The sequence below is a fragment of the Clostridium sp. JN-9 genome, assembly GCF_004103695.1.
GTDB lineage: Bacteria > Bacillota > Clostridia > Clostridiales > Clostridiaceae > JN-9.
Genome location: NZ_CP035280.1, coordinates 959,673 through 977,487, shown reverse-complemented (window position 1 = coordinate 977,487; position 17,815 = coordinate 959,673). Strand labels below are relative to the sequence as shown.

The 17,815-nt window shown below is 31.8% G+C and carries 20 protein-coding genes; 1 reads left to right on the top strand and 19 read right to left on the bottom strand.

Annotation, left to right across the window (positions count from 1 at the left end; all coding sequences use genetic code 11):
• Positions 1-29: 29 nt before the first annotated feature.
• The 3 genes from selA to EQM05_RS04685 are packed head-to-tail and all read right to left on the bottom strand — an operon-like array spanning position 30 to position 3,098.
• The gene (selA, locus tag EQM05_RS04695) at positions 30-1,415 is read right to left on the bottom strand and encodes an L-seryl-tRNA(Sec) selenium transferase (protein WP_128748970.1); all 1,386 of its coding nucleotides are present in this window, start codon (positions 1,413-1,415) and stop codon (positions 30-32) included.
• Between the two features lie 8 nt (positions 1,416-1,423).
• Positions 1,424-2,452, bottom strand: coding sequence for a selenide, water dikinase SelD (selD, locus tag EQM05_RS04690; protein WP_128748969.1), 1,029 nt, complete (start codon positions 2,450-2,452; stop codon positions 1,424-1,426).
• 58 nt (positions 2,453-2,510) lie between these two features.
• On the bottom strand, positions 2,511-3,098 hold the full coding sequence (locus tag EQM05_RS04685; RefSeq protein WP_128748968.1) for a helix-hairpin-helix domain-containing protein: 588 nt from the start codon (positions 3,096-3,098) through the stop codon (positions 2,511-2,513).
• 125 nt (positions 3,099-3,223) lie between these two features.
• Between EQM05_RS04685 and EQM05_RS04680 the strand changes: the two genes are divergently transcribed.
• On the top strand, positions 3,224-4,447 hold the full coding sequence (locus EQM05_RS04680; RefSeq protein ID WP_128748967.1) for a D-alanyl-D-alanine carboxypeptidase family protein: 1,224 nt from the start codon (positions 3,224-3,226) through the stop codon (positions 4,445-4,447).
• 50 nt (positions 4,448-4,497) lie between these two features.
• Here the strand turns inward: EQM05_RS04680 and EQM05_RS04675 are convergent, their stop codons facing one another.
• From EQM05_RS04675 to rodA, 16 genes are all read right to left on the bottom strand, one after another.
• Positions 4,498-5,421 (bottom strand): RluA family pseudouridine synthase, encoded by a 924-nt coding sequence (locus EQM05_RS04675; protein ID WP_128748966.1) that lies wholly within the window; start codon positions 5,419-5,421, stop codon positions 4,498-4,500.
• A gap of 71 nt (positions 5,422-5,492) precedes the next feature.
• The gene (locus EQM05_RS04670; RefSeq protein ID WP_128748965.1) at positions 5,493-6,722 is read right to left on the bottom strand and encodes an LCP family protein; all 1,230 of its coding nucleotides are present in this window, start codon (positions 6,720-6,722) and stop codon (positions 5,493-5,495) included.
• An 8-nt stretch (positions 6,723-6,730) separates the two neighbouring features.
• A complete protein-coding gene (yqeK, locus tag EQM05_RS04665; protein ID WP_128748964.1) occupies positions 6,731-7,300 on the bottom strand; it encodes a bis(5'-nucleosyl)-tetraphosphatase (symmetrical) YqeK in 570 nt (189 codons plus the stop codon).
• 108 nt (positions 7,301-7,408) lie between these two features.
• Positions 7,409-8,014, bottom strand: a complete 606-nt coding sequence (gene nadD, locus EQM05_RS04660) for a nicotinate-nucleotide adenylyltransferase (protein WP_128748963.1) — start codon at positions 8,012-8,014, stop codon at positions 7,409-7,411.
• Positions 8,015-8,017: 3 nt separating this feature from the next.
• Positions 8,018-8,308, bottom strand: coding sequence for a ribosome assembly RNA-binding protein YhbY (yhbY, locus tag EQM05_RS04655; protein WP_128748962.1), 291 nt, complete (start codon positions 8,306-8,308; stop codon positions 8,018-8,020).
• Positions 8,309-8,326: 18 nt separating this feature from the next.
• Positions 8,327-9,601 (bottom strand): GTPase ObgE, encoded by a 1,275-nt coding sequence (gene obgE / locus EQM05_RS04650; protein WP_128748961.1) that lies wholly within the window; start codon positions 9,599-9,601, stop codon positions 8,327-8,329.
• An 81-nt stretch (positions 9,602-9,682) separates the two neighbouring features.
• Positions 9,683-9,985 (bottom strand): 50S ribosomal protein L27, encoded by a 303-nt coding sequence (rpmA, locus tag EQM05_RS04645; protein WP_128748960.1) that lies wholly within the window; start codon positions 9,983-9,985, stop codon positions 9,683-9,685.
• A gap of 1 nt (position 9,986) precedes the next feature.
• Positions 9,987-10,319, bottom strand: a complete 333-nt coding sequence (locus EQM05_RS04640) for a ribosomal-processing cysteine protease Prp (RefSeq protein WP_128748959.1) — start codon at positions 10,317-10,319, stop codon at positions 9,987-9,989.
• Between the two features lie 2 nt (positions 10,320-10,321).
• The gene (gene rplU, locus EQM05_RS04635) at positions 10,322-10,636 is read right to left on the bottom strand and encodes a 50S ribosomal protein L21 (protein WP_128748958.1); all 315 of its coding nucleotides are present in this window, start codon (positions 10,634-10,636) and stop codon (positions 10,322-10,324) included.
• A 163-nt stretch (positions 10,637-10,799) separates the two neighbouring features.
• On the bottom strand, positions 10,800-12,242 hold the full coding sequence (locus EQM05_RS04630; RefSeq protein WP_128748957.1) for a ribonuclease E/G: 1,443 nt from the start codon (positions 12,240-12,242) through the stop codon (positions 10,800-10,802).
• Positions 12,243-12,277: 35 nt separating this feature from the next.
• Positions 12,278-12,991 (bottom strand): TIGR03936 family radical SAM-associated protein, encoded by a 714-nt coding sequence (locus EQM05_RS04625; RefSeq protein WP_128751030.1) that lies wholly within the window; start codon positions 12,989-12,991, stop codon positions 12,278-12,280.
• Position 12,992: 1 nt separating this feature from the next.
• On the bottom strand, positions 12,993-14,822 hold the full coding sequence (locus EQM05_RS04620) for a TIGR03960 family B12-binding radical SAM protein (protein WP_128748956.1): 1,830 nt from the start codon (positions 14,820-14,822) through the stop codon (positions 12,993-12,995).
• A 76-nt stretch (positions 14,823-14,898) separates the two neighbouring features.
• A complete protein-coding gene (locus tag EQM05_RS04615; protein ID WP_128748955.1) occupies positions 14,899-15,750 on the bottom strand; it encodes a M50 family metallopeptidase in 852 nt (283 codons plus the stop codon).
• 9 nt (positions 15,751-15,759) lie between these two features.
• The gene (locus EQM05_RS04610; protein ID WP_128748954.1) at positions 15,760-16,116 is read right to left on the bottom strand and encodes a hypothetical protein; all 357 of its coding nucleotides are present in this window, start codon (positions 16,114-16,116) and stop codon (positions 15,760-15,762) included.
• A gap of 126 nt (positions 16,117-16,242) precedes the next feature.
• Positions 16,243-16,620, bottom strand: a complete 378-nt coding sequence (mgsA, locus tag EQM05_RS04605) for a methylglyoxal synthase (RefSeq protein ID WP_128748953.1) — start codon at positions 16,618-16,620, stop codon at positions 16,243-16,245.
• A 13-nt stretch (positions 16,621-16,633) separates the two neighbouring features.
• Complete coding sequence (gene rodA, locus EQM05_RS04600; protein WP_128748952.1) at positions 16,634-17,755, bottom strand: rod shape-determining protein RodA; 1,122 nt, start codon at positions 17,753-17,755, stop codon at positions 16,634-16,636.
• Positions 17,756-17,815: the final 60 nt, after the last annotated feature.

Here is a 17,815-nt window from a genome sequence, read left to right as displayed (position 1 = left end):
AACCTCCATACAAGCTTTGTTTATATAAATTAATCTAAATTCATTATAGCTTCAGCAATTATCTGAAAATCCTTTTCTTCAATAGTCCTTAAGTCAAAAATCACTTCATCATTGCTTATTCTCACTATTATAGGGATCTTGTTCATTCTTAATTTTTCTTCTAATTCATCTGCTGAAAGAAATTTGTGTTTAACCTTAAGTGTAAATGTTTCTATTCTTTCTGTAGGCATTGATCCCCCGCCAACCATTGATGAATCAGGCTCTATTTTAAAAGAAAAATTACTGTTTTTATTTTGCAGTTTTCTCTTTAACCTTTGAGCCTTTTTCTTTATTTCTTCTTTTGAGCCAAGTATCATATTCAAAGTTGGTATATTTTTAACGGCCTCATTTTCATCCAAGTAATAGTATAATGTTCCTTCCAGTGCAGCTAATGTCATTTTATCTATTCTAAGAGCTCTTGTGAGCTGATTTTTTTTCATGGCATCAATGTATATCTTTTTGCCTATTATAATACCAGCCTGAGGACCACCAAGCATTTTATCGCCGCTAAAGGTAACCACATCTATACCTTTATTTATGCTTTCCTGTACTGTAGGCTCATGTGAAAATCCATATTTAGAAAAGTCCACAAGAGTGCCGCTTCCTATATCCTCAATTACAGGAATATTATATTTTTCACCTAATGCAACCATATCTTCAATGGTTACTTCTTCAGTAAATCCCATTATTTTAAAGTTAGATGTGTGTACTCTTAGGATAACTCCGGTATTTTCATTTATATTATTCTCATAGTCATATAAATGAGTCCTATTAGTAGTGCCTGCCTCTGTAAGCTTAGCTCCGCTGAATGACATTACATCAGGTATTCTGAAGGAGCCGCCAATCTCCACCAGCTGTCCTCTTGAAACTATGGCTTCTTTATTATTACATAATGTATTCAATACCAGCATAACAGCCGCAGCATTGTTATTAACTACCAATGCTGCTTCTGCTCCAGTAATCTTCTTAATAAGTTCTTCAACATGACTGTACCTTGATCCTCTTTTTCCAAGGTTAATATCATATTCCAGATTACTATAGTTCTGAGAGATATTTATAACATTGTCTATAGCCCTGGCTGATAATTTTGATCTGCCTAAATTGGTATGGATAATTACTCCTGTGGCATTTATCACTGTTTTTAAATTACTCTGTTTTTCAAATTGAACTTTATCAATTACTCTTTGAACTATATCTTCCATTGTTATATCTGTTAACTCATGTGAGATGATCTTTTTTCTGTAATAGTCAATGGATTCCCTTATGGCTTCAACTATAACTGGTCTTAAATTTTTTTTTAATAATGAACATATTTCCTTTTTATTTAAAATCTCATCTACTTTAGGTAGATTTCTTAAAAGTTCTTTTTCAGTCATATTAAACCTCACTCAACTATAATATATTTTTCTCCTTTTCTTATTATTTCGCCTACTACAGCAGATTGTAAATTCAGCTTAGATAAATCCTTCATAATATCCACTGATTCCTCAAAGCTGCATGAGAAAAGAAGTCCTCCAGAAGTCTGTGGATCAAATAAGATATCCTGGAACCATTCTGGAACATCCCTAAATTCATATTTTCCTTCCAGATAGCTTCTGTTTCTATATGATCCTGCAGGCACCAGTCCCATTTCAGCATATTCCTTTGCTTCATTAATAAAAGGTATTTTGTCCTTAAATAATTTTATTGTTTTATTTGAAGCTGATGCCATTTCGTAAGCATGTCCCATTATGCCAAACCCAGTTATGTCAGTACATGCGCTTATATTGTAGTTTGTTATTATTTCACCGGCATATTTATTCAATGTAGTCATAATTGTAACAGCTTTAATATAGGCTTCTTTTGAAGCTAACTGGCCTTTTATTGCTGTATTTATAATTCCTGTGCCTAAGGGTTTAGTTAAAATCAGTACATCTCCATCATTACATCCATGATTTTTTAGTATTTTTTTTGGATTCACAATTCCAGACACAGAAAGTCCATATTTAGGTTCATCATCAGATACAGAATGTCCCCCTATAACTACAGCTCCTGCTTCCAGAACTTTATCGGCTCCTCCTTTTAAAATATCCCCTAAGACTTCAATAGGCAGACAGTTAGGAAAACATACTATGTTCAATGCAACCATTGGTTTCCCGCCCATGGCATATATATCACTTAAAGAGTTGGCAGCAGCAATCTGACCAAAAGTATATGGATCATCTACTACAGGTGTAAAAAAGTCCAAAGTCTGTATTAATGCTTTGTCCTCATCTATTTTATACACTGCAGCATCGTCAGATGTTTCTATGCCAACCAGTAAATTAGGATCATACATTTTAGGCAGTTTATTTAATATTTTAGAAAGGGTCTCCGGCCCTATTTTAGCAGCTCAGCCTGATGTCTTTGAAAATTCTGTTAATCTATTATTCATGGCGAACCCTCCTTTTTCTTATGGTATAAACATTACAAAGACATTATATACTAATTTATTAGTTTACGTCTATTTTATCCTTTATTTTTTCAAATGTTTTTTCACCTATTCTGTCAATCTTTTTAATGTCTTCAATCCGTGAAAAGCCATTATTTGATTCTCTATAATCTATTATTTTCTGTGCAGTAACATCTCCAATACCTGGTATTGTTTTTAATTCATCCTTTGAAGCTTTATTTATATTTACTTTTCCACCTGGCTTCGCATTATTCACACCGCCTGATGTGCCATTTACAGCTCCATTTTCCATTATTGAATCAACAAAAATGTAATCTTCATCCTTAAGTTTCCTGGCTAAATTTAATCTTGATTTATCAGCCTTGTCACCTAAACCCCCGCTTGCTTTTATTAAGTCATTAACTCTGCTGTCTGATTTCAGATTATAAACCCCCGGGTTTTTTACTTCTCCATTTATATAAACCGTTATATATTTATCTCCAGTCTTTTCTCCTTTATCTTCCTCCACAAATATATCTTTATCATTATAATTTTTTGGCGTTTTATTTATAAAATACCCAGCCGTGAAGAATATTAAAATTATGATTATTAATGCAGCGGAACCAATTATCTTTTTATTTCCTTTCATTAAGCCCTCCAAATAACATAAATGAATACTTATTTATAAATTATTGACATATTTTTATAAAATAATGTCGCTAATATATATTTTTTTTGATATAATTAAATTTAGCGGAATAATAGGAGGTAATAATGAGAAAATTCGTAGTTGTACTATCAATTTGTTTATTAATTTTTTCAAGCTTTAATGGCTTGGTATATGCAAAGGATAATCCTCCAGCAGTATCAGCTGATAGTGCAGTATTAATGGACGCTACTACTGGTCAGGTTCTTTATGGAAAGAATATGGATACAGCATATCCACCTGCTTCTACTACAAAGATTATGACAGCCTTATTAACTTTAGAAAATTGTAATTTAGATGATGTAGTTACTGTAGGTAAAAATCCTCCACTTGCTGAGGGCAGTAAAATATACCTGTTTGAAGGCGAAAAAATAAAAGTTAGAGATTTATTATATGGTCTTATTTTAGTTTCAGCAAATGATTGTGCTGAAGCACTTGCTGAGTATATAAGCGGTTCCCTTGATAAATTTGCAGAGAAGATGAATGCAAGGGCACTAGAACTTGGATGTGAAGATACCAACTTTGTTAATCCCAGTGGTTTATTTGATCCAAAGCATAAAACTTCTGCTAAAGATTTAGCTCTTATTATGAGACGGCTTGTTATAAATAGTGAATATGAAAAGATAGCAACCACACAAAGCTATAAAATTGCTCCAACAAATAAAAGTGCTTTAGAAAGGCCCTTATGGAATGAAAATAAATTAATTCAAAAGGGATCAAAATATTATTATGAAGGATGTGAAGGCGGTAAAACAGGATATACTACTCAGTCTGATCATTCTTATGTTGCCAGTGCTACAAGAAATGGCCACAGATTAATTGTTGCTTTAGTACATGACAAAAATAAAACATTTTTTGCTGATGCACCTGCATTATTAAATTATGGTTTTAATAATTTTGATTTAGTAAAGCTTTACAATAAAGGTGATATAATTTCAGATTATAAAAAGAGCGGCATAGATATTCCTCTGCTTGCTAATGATGATATATATTATATAAATGAAAAGGACAGCACAGTAAAACCAAGTATTGATATAAGTACTGAAAGTGATTTAGCTTTAAAGAAAGTCCACAAGGGAGATATTGTTGGCAAGATAATCGTAGGTTCTTCCAAAAACTCTCAAAGTTATCCTTTAACCAGTTCTATTGACCACAATTTAACCACATCTATTGAAAATGTGGTTTCAAATAAAAATAATAATAATTTTTATATAGCTGCTTCTTTACTTTTAGTTGCAGGCATTGTAAGTTTTGCCTATATAAAATACAGAAGGGAAAAGCAATATAAATAAGCTTATGCAGTATACAAAGTGTATATGCAGCATTTCTCATACTGTATAAGCTATTTTGTATTTATTGATTTATCTTCTTTTAATAATTCAATTAAGTTTTTCATATCCTGGGGCAAATCTACCTCAATTTTCATTAATTTCCCTGTTCTTGGATGTGGGAAAGTGAGTTTATTTGCATGCAGAGCCTGCCTTAATATATAATTATCATCATTATAATTACAATACAGTGAATCTCCAAATATGGGATGACCTAAGTATGTTAAATGTACTCTTATCTGATGAGTTCTGCCAGTTTCAAGTTTTAATCGTACAACATCACCATTTTTATAACTGTTTAATACTTCATAATGAGTTATGCTTTCTTGTCCTCTTTCATCTACAATTCTCTTTATACTGTCATGCAAAGGCCTGTATATTGGCTCATTAACAGTGCCAGCCCTTTTTAATAAATTTCCATGAACCACAGCTGTGTATTCCTTTTGAAAGCTGTCTAAATTCATATCTCTGGCTAGTGACATATGTGCAAATTGATTTTTAGCCAGAAGCAGTAATCCTGATGTGTCCCTATCCAGTCTGCTTACTAATCTGACTATACAATTTTCTCCCTTTTCCTTATAATAGTTTGCTAATCCATTTGATATGGTTCCTGTTGGATGACTTTTAGTTGGATGAACTACTATTCCAGGCTGTTTATTTAATACTATTATGTCTTCATCTTCATAAACCACATCTAAATCAATATCTTCAGGTTCAATATTCTGGCTTTCATCCCTGCTTATTAATATTTCAATTGAATCTCCAGAATTTAACACATAACTTAGATTAACTTTTTTATTGTTAACTGATATTCTTCCCTCCCTTGCAGCCAGCCTTATCATTCTTCCCGAAAGTTTCCTATTAAACTTTAAATACTCTTTTATTTTCATATCCTTTATCTGTTTATCTACAATAAAGTTTAATTTATTTTCCTTCATTAAAAAATCCCCTATCATAATAAAAATATAGTGAGCAGTAAAAACTGTTCACCAGGTATATAACTAATCTACTATTTATAATCCTCTCCAATCGTTACTATTATATCAAAACTTTTATTTTTCTGCTGATTATTTTCCACATTACTTAGTCCCATATCTTCCTTTACAGTATCTTCATAACTTTTGTCAATGCCATATAAAACAGCTTTAGACTTTTTAGCTTTTGTTCCATTACCTGTAACTATGTTTGTATATCCCTTTTGTTTTAATTTATCTGCATATTCCTTTGCTAAACCATTTTTATTTGTTCCATTTAAGACTTCAATTTTAAGTCCTTTTCTATATTCATTTGCACCAGAAGATGAATTTACTGAATTTGAATAGTTGCCATGTATTATGCCTAGTAGTTCAGCATTACTCTTTTCATTATATGCAAAGTATGACGCGCCATTTATATACACAGGATCTCCTTTTATGGTTGAAATTGCAATTTTTGATTTATCGGTTTTTGATATTATATATGCATACTTAAGCATTTCTTCCGGCTGCATATTTGCTTCACTGTATTTAGATACTGTAGATAAAATAGATGGCATTTTAGCAATAATTAAAGGACTTTTAAATTTATCTACCACTTTTCCTATAAATTCATGCTGATTTTCAATTCTTCCTAAATCTCCCTCAGCAAGTCCTGTACCATCATTATTTTTTCTCCACCTGAAAAATTCCTCTGCTTTTTTACCATCCAGGTGTACTTTCTCACCCTTATTAAAATGTATGTGCAGATTTTGGGATTCATCATCATAATTCATGTTCTGCTTAATAACTACGTCTATTCCGCCAATTGTGTCTATTATTTTATCAAACCCCGTATAATCAACCTTACCATAGTAATTAATATCAATATTAAAAAGCTGTTCAACTGCCTGTATCAGCATATCCTGACCACCTATAGCATTAGCAGCATTTATTTTTTCATTTTTGCCATTTATCCTTATAAGTGTATCCCTTGGTATAGATACCATATTTATCTCCTTGCTTTCAGGATTATAGTTCATCAAAATTATGGTATCAGTTCTTTTAGGTATATTACTGCCTTTTAAGGATGGATCTCCTATATCCACTCCTGAAACTAAAATATTCACAGGAGCTCCTTTTTCTACAGGGCTGGTTTTAGCACTGCTGCTGTTTTTACTGATTCCTAAAAGATAATAATAAAAGAAACCTCCAAAACATATAAGTAAAACAATTAATAGAGAAATTATTATATTCAACTTGATAGACTTTTTTCTTTTTGCCATTATATCACCTATTTTTTATTTATTAATAAAAAGTTTCTTCCCTCTATTGTATCTAAATGAATAAGCTGATTTTTTTCAATGACATATTTTATAGTTGAGTTAAAAGCCATAAGGAGTCCTTCATCTAAATTTTCAAAAGTAATTTTTCTAAGTTCATCAACTCCTGGAAAATCTCTGCCTGGTTCTATATAATCAGCAATGTATATAATTTTTTCAAGGAGACTCATATCTTTTTTACCAGTAGTATGGTATTTAACTGCACTGAGAATTTCATAATCATCAATACCCATAGTCCCTTTTGCAATTATAGCAGCAGCCCAGCCGTGAAGCAGCTGAGGACTATTCATGGAAACTGCATCTACTTTTATATTACTGCTCTTAAATATATCTAATAATTCTTGGTCAGATAGTTTTTTTGCACAGTCATGAATTAAACCCGCAATTTTAGCTTTATTAACATCAGCACCATTAAGTTCTGCTAACTTCATGGCTGTTTTACTTACATTCAGACTGTGTATATATCTATGATTATTTAAATTTTTTTCTAAATATTTAATTATTTCGTCTTCATTCCACATATTTTTACCCTCAATCCCAAAATAATATATATGTTATTTTACACTACTTTTCTATAATTATCCACGAATGCATATAATTAATAGCAAAGATTATATTTCTCTTTGCTATTAATCATTATACAATCCCAATTGTAATATGGTGTTATACACACCCGCCGGCATAAGATAGCTTATATTTTCATGATTTCTTATTGCTTCTTTTATACTTGTAGAAGAGATATCCAGTACAGGCATATCCAGGTATAAGACTTTAGAATTATACTGTTTTTCAACTCTGTGCTTCTGAGCCAGGAAATCTTGTATTTTATACCCCGGCCTATTAAAAACAACAAATTTGCAAAGAGAAAATATCTTATCTACACTTTTCCATGTATCTAATTCCATTAAGCAGTCAGACCCGGTTAAAAAGTACCATTCAGTATTGGGCTCTTTTTCTTTATAATATGCCAAAGTCTTATATGTATAGCTTAATTGTTTATTATTTATTTCGTAATCACTAATTGCAAATCTTTTTTCCTCTCTTATTGCCATTTTAATTAATTCATATCTAATGGAACTGTCTGTTATTTTCCTGCCAATTTTGTGAGGAGGATTCCCGCTTGGCATAAAAATTATCTCTTCCAGGTTTAAATTGTATAAAGCCTTAAAAGCAACATGAAGATGCCCATTGTGAATTGGATCAAAAGTTCCACCAAAAATAGCCTTTTTAATCATATGTTATGGTAATTCTATTTTTGGCTTTTTGGTAGATTTCCTATATAGGACTACCTTATTTCCAATAGTCTGAATGCCTTCACAATGTAATTCTTCACATATAGCATCAGATGCCTCTCTTGCATCATAGTCACAATTATTTAAAATAGATATTTTGATTAGCTCTCTTGATTCTAATGCTTCATCAATCTGCTTTAAAAAGTTTTTTTCTATACCTGCTTTACCAATGTTAAATATTGACTCCATATTATTGGCCATGGATCTTAAATAGCTTCTTTGTTTACTTGTAATCATTATATCTCTCCTTGCATTTTAAAGTAAATATTCAAATTCGAAATTATTCAGTCTTACATAGTCGCCGTCTTTTATACCCATTTCTCTAAGTTCAGCCATTATTCCTTTATTAGTAAGTACTTTGTGGAAATATCTTAATTCATCAGGATCATTTACATTTACGCTGGCTAATAATCTGTCTACAAAGCTTCCCTCAATAACAAAAACATTTCCCTCTTTTCTTATTTCATAGGTAAATCTCTTATCTTCCTCAACAAATTTATCTTCTTCACTTATTTCTAAGTCTGTTACAGGAATTGTAGATAATATTCTTGCTGCTTCTTTTATTAATTCTTCCAGGCCCTGGTTAGTTGCTGCAGATATTTTAAATACTTTTTTAAAGCCCAGTTTTCCAACCTTAGCCTTAAATTCCTCAAATACACTATCATCATATAACATATCACACTTATTAGCAGCAATTATCTGAGGTCTATCCCACAGCTTTACACTATAGTTTTTGAGTTCTGCATTAATTTTTATAAAATCTTCATAAGGATCTCTGCCTTCACTTTTGCTGATATCCACAACATGTATCAAAAGCCTTGTTCTTTCAATATGTCTTAAGAAATCTAATCCTAATCCTACTCCCTTTGATGCACCTTCTATTATTCCTGGTATATCAGCCATAACAAAGCTTTGAATTCCCGGCAGTGCTACAACGCCAAGATTAGGCTTTAATGTTGTAAAATGATAATTTGCTATTTTAGGTCTGGCTTTTGATACAACAGAAAGTATTGTAGATTTGCCTACATTAGGAAATCCTAAAAGTCCTACATCCGCCAGTATCTTTAATTCCAGCTTGATCCATCTTTCTTCGCCAGGCATTCCTGGTTCTGCAAAATCAGGTGCCTGTCTTGTAGGTGTTGTAAATTTTACATTACCCTTTCCGCCTTTTCCGCCATTAGCTACAATATATCTATCATCTGCATGAGATAAATCCGCCATTATTTTTCCGCTGTCAGCATCTTTAATTATAGTTCCCATAGGTACTTTAATTATTAAGTCTTCTCCATTTCTGCCATAACATTTAGATCCGGAACCATCTACACCTTTTTCTGCAACATACTTTCTCTTATATGTAAAATCCAGTAAAGTTGTTATATTAGGATCTGCAGCTAGTATTACACTAGCGCCTTTTCCTCCGTCACCGCCATCTGGTCCGCCAAAAGCAATGTACTTTTCTCTTCTGAAGGATATTGCACCATTACCGCCGTCACCAGATTTAACAAATATCTTAGCTGTATCAATAAACATCTTTTCCACCTCTTTTTTATAGATTACATTTGTTTTTTTATTTTAAAAAGGCACCCATTTTTCAGGGTGCCAACTCTAAACTTATTCAGCTGCAACTTCTTCTACATTTAAAGGATAAACGCTAGCTTTTTTCTTATCTTTTCCTACTCTTTCATATTTAACTGTGCCGTCTATCTTTGCATAAAGAGTATCGTCTGAGCCTATTCCAACATTTTCACCTGGATGGATTTTTGTTCCTCTTTGTCTAACAAGTATATTACCTGCTAAAACAAATTGTCCATCAGCGCTTTTAGCTCCTAATCTTTTTGATTCACTGTCTCTGCCGTTTCTTGAGCTACCTACTCCTTTTTTATGAGCAAATAACTGAAGGTTTATTAGTATCATTCTACTGCACCTCCTCTACCTTAATGTTTATATATTCACTATAACTTATTTCAATATTCTGCAAGCCTAATAACAAAGTTTTCATTAATACCTGGCACGCTGTGATTTCATCTAAAGTAAGTTTTTCAAGATTAATACTTAAAAAACCATCTTCCTGAATAGAATACCCAGGCTCTATATGTAACACTTCTATAATACCATTTAGTGTAGCTGTACATAAAGCTGACACAGCACTGCAAACAATATCCTTCCCGTATTCATCATATTCAGCATGACCTTTTGTTTCAATAAATACAATGTTATTATCTTTTTTTAGCACTTTTACATTAATCATAATTATGCATTAATTTTTTCGATAACTAATTTTGTGTATGGCTGTCTATGTCCTTGTTTCTTTCTGTAGTCTAATTTTCTCTTATACTTGAAAACAAGTACTTTTTTAGCTTTTCCCTGAGCTGCAACTTTAGCTACAACTTTAGCTCCTTCTACTACAGGCTTACCAACAACAACTTCACCGTTGTCTTTGCTTAATATAAGAACATTATCCATTTCTACTGTTGAATCAACTTCAGCGTTTAATTTTTCAACGTATATAACGTCTCCTTCTGAAACTCTGTATTGCTTTCCTCCAGTAACTACAACTGCGTACATAAAAACACCTCCTCAAACCAGTCTCGCCAATTAAGGTTCACAGCTAAATAAACAGCCATGATTATTCACCTTTTCTGCGCGGTCTACAAATGACATTTTAACACAATGAAAACTATTTGTAAAGAAATATAAACAAATAAGTTTGCCTATTGTTTTCATATGTTTATCCGTATATTTTCAACATACTGGCATCTTCAATCTGCTTTGCAAATAACAAAGGTTCAACTTTAAAGTTTTCAGGACTTCTTATAAAATTAACATATATAGTTTTATCAAGTGCATGTATATTCTTAATAAACTCTGGTATATCATCCTGTAATTCCTTTTTATATTTTTCATCTACTTCTATAAGTATATCCTTAATTTGATATTTATTGCTTATACTCAATACTTCATTTTTAATCAGAAGACATAAATATGAAAACTTAAGTTTTTTCCCTTTTCCGCTGCAGCAGCTGCAGTTCTCCTCAATATATTCACTTATTGATTTTCCAATCATTTTTCTTGTAATCTGAACCAGATTCAATTCAGTAAAATTATATATTCTTGTCTTATTTTTATCACTGCTAAACCCGTTTTTTAATTCGTTCATAACTTGTGCCTTGTGTTCTTCCATTGTCATATCAATAAAATCTACAATTATAATACCGCTTAAATTTCTAAGTCTCACCTGTCTTGCAATTTCTTTAGCCGCCTGCAGATTTGTTACCAATGCTGTCTTTTGTATATTGCTTCCTTTAATATTTTTCCCTGAGTTAACATCAATTGCATACAATGCCTCAGTTTTATTTATTACAATGTATCCTCCGCAATTTAAATATACCCTGTCATTTCGTAAATTTAATATTTCCTTTTCTATACCAAAATTATGGAATAGAGTTCTCTCCCCATCATAGTGTATGACCTCAATGTTCAATCCTGTAACATTATTAACAAAACTTTTTACACTTTCATAATCATCCAAACTGTTTATGTAGATTTTACTGGTGCTTTCATCAGCTTTATCCCTGAGGATCCTGCCAATAATGCCTCCATCGTTAAAAACCACACCTACATTAGATGAATACATAAATTTTTTATTAATATTAATGTATTGCTTATACAATTCATTATATTCCCTTTTAATGAGACTAATATCTGTATTTTCTGCAGAAGTCCTTATTTTAACAGCTATTTCAGGGTCTATTATAAGATTTGCTCTTATATATCTTTTAAACTCTTCATTTGATATTTTTCTGGAAAAGCTTAATCCTTTATTCAATAAATCAAGTACTATATTTCTTCCGGGAAGTGTTACCCAGTTAGTTACCTTGGGCCCTTTATTCTCCATATCTTCTTTGATAACCTGTACAAGCACTTCCTGACCCTTTTTTAATGCTTGGTTTTTCATTTTCGTATCCATATACATATAAGCATTTTTCTTATATCCAATGTCAATAAAAGCACATTTTATTGCAGGAACTATATTTTTTACTATTCCCTTATAAATTTGTCCTGGAAAAGGTTTATCATTTACTTCTTCCATAAGACATTCCATTAATACATTATTTTCTTTAACTGCAATTCTTAATATTTCTGAAGTTCTTTCAATGAAAATTTCTTTCATCTTTTCACCACCTTTTAACACTTAACCTTTAACTTTTAACTGCTAAATGATTTTAAATATTCATGTAAAGGAATATACTTCCCTTCAAGCTTACCATAAGTCTCTTCCCTTACTATATCAACAAATGCATCAAAATCAGCCCCTGTGGTATTATCCTTTATAAATGAAGCTATGAGCTCAGGAGAAAGATTTTCACGGCTTCCACAGCTTACTAATGCCTTAACTATTAGCTTATTGTCAGAAATGGAATACTTTAATTCTTTAAACATAGGCTTTATATCTACTTCATTTTCGCTGCTTTTACTCTTTTTTATAGTAACCCAATTGTTCCGCTTCACAAGCATCTTCATCTGATTTTCAAGTTCAGTTATATCTTTATATCTTATTTCTATTTTATAGGAAGCTCCCTCAACTCCTGCCATGGACTTAGAAACTTTCTTTCCACCATTCTGCACAAGCTTAACTGCTTTATGAAATTTAATACCAGCTGGAGCATTGCAGTTTAATGCATTAATGATGTACTGCTCATCTAATTCCTCATTTAAATTAATATCCATGTACTCTCCAAATGAGTATACACCTACAGCCAATGGCTGGGCAAATGACAGGCTCATATGGGGATTAAATCCCTTTGAGTATTCAATAGGCAGTGCTGACCTTTTAATAATTTTCTGTACTGTCCTCATTAAATCTAAATGTGAAATAAATTTAATTTCGCTTTCTTTGCTGAATTTAATAACATAACGCATTTTAGAAGCACTTCCCTTCAAGGTTAACATTAATTCCACAGTTTCTGCACCCAAGTCTGCAGTCAGGTGTAACCTGTGAACTCTTGGCTTTTTCATTTTCCTTAATTAAAAAGCTCTTTGTAACCCCTGTATCTATAAAATCCCAAGGCAGTTTCTCATCATAGCTTCTTTCTCTTAATGCATAGAAATCGCCATCTATTCCACACTGCTTAAATGCATCTTTCCATATATCATAGTTAAAATACTCTGACCATCCATCAAATTTTGCTCCATTTTCAAAAGCTTTTATAAGCACATCACAAAGCTTTCTGTCTCCTCTTGCAAATATGGCTTCAAGATAGCTCACAATAGATTCATGCCAGTTATAAGTAATCTGTCTGCTCTTTATTTCCCTTCTCAATGTATTTATTTTTTCTTTCATATTTTCCATGGTGTCCTGTGGTACCCATTGAAAAGGTGTAAATGGTTTTGGAACAAATAATGCTGTACTTACAGTTACAGTTAATCTCTTTTGTCTTTTATCTTTTGGTACAGAATAGTATTGCTTAACGACCTTTTCAGCTAAATCAGCTATACCCTTAACATCTTCCATAGTTTCGTATGGCAGTCCCAGCATAAAATATAATTTTATTGTAGACCAGCCTGCTTCAAAAGCACTTCTGGATGAATCCATAAGATTCTGCTCAGTTACTCCCTTATTAATTACATCTCTCATTCTTTGAGTACCAGCCTCTGGTGCAAAGGTTAATCCTGTTTTCCTAACCTTTTGGATTTCCTTTATTAAATCCACAGAAAATGAATCTACTCTAAGAGATGGTAATGAAATTCCTACCTTTTCATCCTTGTATTTTTCAATAAGCGTATTTATAAGATTTTGAATATCTGAATAATCACAAATGCTGAGTGATGTTAAAGAAACCTCATCATAGCCTGTATTTCTAATTAAATTTTCTGTCTGCTGCACTAGTTTTTCTGTAGTTTTTTCTCTTACAGGTCTATATATCATGCCAGCCTGGCAGAATCTGCATCCCCTTGTGCATCCCCTGAAGGTTTCCAGAACCACTCTGTCATGTACTATCTCTGTATAGGGCACTATGAACTTATCAGGATAAGGTGCATTATTTAAGTTTCTTATAATCCTTTTTTGAACCTTTTCAGGTACATCTTCAAATAATGGCTTAAATTCCTTTATGGTACCATCCTCATTATAAGTTGTTTCATAAAGAGAAGGAACATATACCCCCTTTATGGAAGCAATTCTTCTCAAATATTGTTTTTTCCCTTTTCCCTTATATTCTTTATATAAATCCAAAAGTTCATCTAATATTTCTTCTCCTTCGCCAATTACAAAGTAATCTGCAATATCATATAATGGTTCAGGATTATATGCGCATGGTCCTCCGCAGACAACTATTGGATAGTCTTCTCCTCTTTCAGATGCTCTTACGGGAATTCCAGCCATATCAAGCATATTCAATATATTAGTATAACTCATTTCATATTGAAGCGTGAATCCCAGAAAGTCAAATTCTCTTAATGAATCCTTAGTTTCTAATGCGTATAAGGGAATATTATTTTCTCTCATTAGGTTTTCCATATCAGGCCAGGGAGCAAATGCCCTTTCGCAATAGGTGTCTTTTCTTTCATTTAATGTATAATACAATATTCTTGTTCCAAGATGAGACATGCCCACTTCATAAACATCAGGAAAACAAAATGCATATCTTATATCTACTTTATTTTTATCTTTTATACAGGAGTTAAATTCTCCCCCTATATATCTTGCAGGTTTTTCAACTTTATATAATATATCATCAGATATTTTATTCATCCTTATTCCTCCTCAGTACTATCACATTTAATTATTCTAACATAAAAAATAAATAAATGAAAACATATTTTGTTAATTACCCATTAGAATCCAGTTTTAGGTATTCATCAATTTTTATATTTCCATAAAGCTTTAAAGCTTCTATTATATCATCTTCATAAAGGATATCTACTAGTTTCATATTTTCATCCATAATCATAAAGATATTATACTTATTTTTATCTATAAAGTTCATTAAGCTTATTAAATCCATTTTACAGTATATAGAAATACTCCTGTTTTCAATATAACCTCTTTTTATAAATTTATATCTTTTTTTTATTACATCACCCATAATTATATATGCAACCCTTTCTTTTTCCTTTAAGGCAGTTTCAATTATAAAAATTGCTACCAGACCTATACTAAAGCTGTTCTTCCCATTAATAAATAAAACCAGGTATGAAAACATCATTCCAATACCTAGTATTATACTTAAATTAACTGTTATTCTGTTTGCTCTCTTATAAAAGGTTCTATAATTTAATAAATTTCGAATTATTCTGCCGCCATCTAAAGGAAGTGCAGGAATAAGATTAAAAATTCCTATAGACAGGTTTCCATAAGTCAGCGTGTTGAATATTTCTATATGAAATTTATAATAAAGTATCATAAATATTATACCAATTATTATATTAGATAAAGGCCCTGAAATAGAAATAAGAAGATCCTCATAGGGTGATGCATCCTCTAAGTCCTTCATTTTTAATGCTGTACCCAATGGAAAAAATTCAATCTGAAGCCCATTAAATCCAAGTTTTTTGGCAGTTAAATAATGAACTCCTTCATGAAACAATGCAATGGTAAATGCTAAAAAAAACCTGCCTTTATATCCTAAAACAACTAACAAAAAGATATAAAAAATAAAATACTTATTTACTTTAAACAATGAATTACCTCATTCTAAACTGCTGTCGGTTTTTATCTTTTCCAAAAAATCAGCGGTTTTTATCCTTATTGCTGAAAAATTAATTTTTTTGATTTCATTAGCGGCAGCTTTATAATCAAAATTAGTACTTACCACTTTTTTCGAGTAATTATATACCGTCTGGGTTTCAGGTGTAATTATAGTTTTGCAGGTCAATATAAGTATCAATAATACTGATACTCCAATTAAGTCCCTAATGATTCTTTTTACAAAATAGTTCACATTATAAGTATTAAAATTATTGCTTCGTCTTTGTCTATTATTAAAGTTTGAGCTGCTTCTTAAATTTTTATAATACTTATCATATTGCTGATTAAAACTTCCCATACACTCACCTGACCTCTTATATAGTACTTTTATTAATATATATATTTAAAAATGGTTAATTCTATGACTATATACTTTGCTATAAATAAAAAACCCAGAAGCATTTTAAACTCCTGGATCTTTACTTTATTTTTTATTATGATTAATTAACGCTTGCACAAATACTTCTGCAGAACCTATATTGGTTGCAAGAGGCACACAATGTACATCACAGATCCTAAGCAGTGCAGTTACATCTGGTTCATGGGGCTGTGCAGTTAAAGGATCTCTGAGAAAAATCACAAAATCCATCTGGCCTTCTGCTACCTTTGCCCCAATCTGCTGATCACCACCTAATGGTCCTGATAAAAATCTATGTACTTTAAGTCCCACTAACTCTGTTAAAAGCCTGCCTGTTGTTCCTGTTGCATAAAGTTCATGTTCTTCAAAAACGTATTTATACCTTTTTACAAATTCAATAAGGTCATCTTTCTTTTTATCATGTGCTATAAAAGCAATCTTCATGGCATCTTCCCCCCTAAAAGTTAATTTTCTTCTTTCTCATACCAACATTTAAAACCAAACCAATTCCTATAAAACTTGTAATCATTGAACTACCGCCATAACTCATAAGCTGCAGTGTTATTCCTGTAATAGGTGTGAGCCCGATAGTCATGCCTATGTTTTCAAATATTGAGAACATATATAATGAAATTATACCTATGCAAAGCATTTTGCCAAAAATATCCTTTGAATTTTTTGCTATCTTAATAAATCTATACAATAATATACCATATAAAGTAAGAAGTGCAAGCCCGCCTATTAAACCCCATTCTTCTCCTACTACAGAGAATATGAAATCAGTCTGGTTTTCAGGAATAAATCCACCTGCAACCTGTGTACCCTTTAAAAAGCCCTTTCCAAAAAGTCCTCCGGAGCCTATTCCCTTTAAGGATTCCGATAGCTGAAGTCCACTGCCCAGTTCGTCAGCCTGAGGATTCAAAAAAGAAGTTAATCTGGACTTCCAATAAGCCGGCATTATAGATGTAGTCATAACCAATCCAACTAATGCTGAAGCTCCTGCTAGTCCACCCAAAATTATTCTTAAATCCAGTCCAGCCATAAAAAACATACCCAGCACAATAAAAAAGCAAACCATTGTCATACCCATATCTGGCTGGATAATTATTAATACCATTGGTATGGCAGCATATAAAACAAGTGTAAAAAAGTTTTTAGGTGTATTTATGTTACCTTCCATTTCATCTAACTTTTTTGAAATTATTAATATAATTCCAAGCTTAGCCAGTTCAGATGGCTGAAAGGTAAATCCCCCTATACTCATCCATGATGATGCACCATTAACGGTATGTTTAAAGAAAGGTGTGTCATTTAACACAAGAAGGAATACAGAAAACCAGTAAAATATATTTGCATAACCCTCTATAATCGAATAATCTATAGTAAGTATAAAATAGATTATTAATAGTCCTATTATAAGCCACATAAACTGTGATTTAGCAACATGTGTGCCGGATTTCAAATATGTAGCGCTGTATATATTCATTATTCCAAAAGAAGCAATTAATATGGCTACAATTATTATACTGAAATCAAGCTCTTTGAGAAGTTTTCTATTGATTTTTAATTTTTCCAGCATAGATTTAATACCTCCAGTACAACAATTATTATACCATATGAATTCTAAAAAGCTATGAAC

What these genes read in the sequence shown, in the direction of transcription:
- selA (WP_128748970.1), bottom strand. Translation starts at nt 1,415, where the DNA reads ATGACTGAAAAAGAACTTTTAAGAAATCTACCTAAAGTAGATGAGATT.
- EQM05_RS04685 (WP_128748968.1), bottom strand. Translation starts at nt 3,098, where the DNA reads ATGAAAGGAAATAAAAAGATAATTGGTTCCGCTGCATTAATAATCATA.
- EQM05_RS04680 (WP_128748967.1), top strand. Translation starts at nt 3,224, where the DNA reads ATGAGAAAATTCGTAGTTGTACTATCAATTTGTTTATTAATTTTTTCA.
- EQM05_RS04675 (WP_128748966.1), bottom strand. Translation starts at nt 5,421, where the DNA reads ATGAAGGAAAATAAATTAAACTTTATTGTAGATAAACAGATAAAGGAT.
- EQM05_RS04670 (WP_128748965.1), bottom strand. Translation starts at nt 6,722, where the DNA reads ATGGCAAAAAGAAAAAAGTCTATCAAGTTGAATATAATAATTTCTCTA.
- yqeK (WP_128748964.1), bottom strand. Translation starts at nt 7,300, where the DNA reads ATGTGGAATGAAGACGAAATAATTAAATATTTAGAAAAAAATTTAAAT.
- nadD (WP_128748963.1), bottom strand. Translation starts at nt 8,014, where the DNA reads ATGATTAAAAAGGCTATTTTTGGTGGAACTTTTGATCCAATTCACAAT.
- yhbY (WP_128748962.1), bottom strand. Translation starts at nt 8,308, where the DNA reads ATGATTACAAGTAAACAAAGAAGCTATTTAAGATCCATGGCCAATAAT.
- obgE (WP_128748961.1), bottom strand. Translation starts at nt 9,601, where the DNA reads ATGTTTATTGATACAGCTAAGATATTTGTTAAATCTGGTGACGGCGGT.
- rpmA (WP_128748960.1), bottom strand. Translation starts at nt 9,985, where the DNA reads ATGATACTAATAAACCTTCAGTTATTTGCTCATAAAAAAGGAGTAGGT.
- EQM05_RS04640 (WP_128748959.1), bottom strand. Translation starts at nt 10,319, where the DNA reads ATGATTAATGTAAAAGTGCTAAAAAAAGATAATAACATTGTATTTATT.
- rplU (WP_128748958.1), bottom strand. Translation starts at nt 10,636, where the DNA reads ATGTACGCAGTTGTAGTTACTGGAGGAAAGCAATACAGAGTTTCAGAA.
- EQM05_RS04630 (WP_128748957.1), bottom strand. Translation starts at nt 12,242, where the DNA reads ATGAAAGAAATTTTCATTGAAAGAACTTCAGAAATATTAAGAATTGCA.
- EQM05_RS04625 (WP_128751030.1), bottom strand. Translation starts at nt 12,991, where the DNA reads ATGCGTTATGTTATTAAATTCAGCAAAGAAAGCGAAATTAAATTTATT.
- EQM05_RS04620 (WP_128748956.1), bottom strand. Translation starts at nt 14,822, where the DNA reads ATGAATAAAATATCTGATGATATATTATATAAAGTTGAAAAACCTGCA.
- EQM05_RS04610 (WP_128748954.1), bottom strand. Translation starts at nt 16,116, where the DNA reads ATGGGAAGTTTTAATCAGCAATATGATAAGTATTATAAAAATTTAAGA.
- mgsA (WP_128748953.1), bottom strand. Translation starts at nt 16,620, where the DNA reads ATGAAGATTGCTTTTATAGCACATGATAAAAAGAAAGATGACCTTATT.
- rodA (WP_128748952.1), bottom strand. Translation starts at nt 17,755, where the DNA reads ATGCTGGAAAAATTAAAAATCAATAGAAAACTTCTCAAAGAGCTTGAT.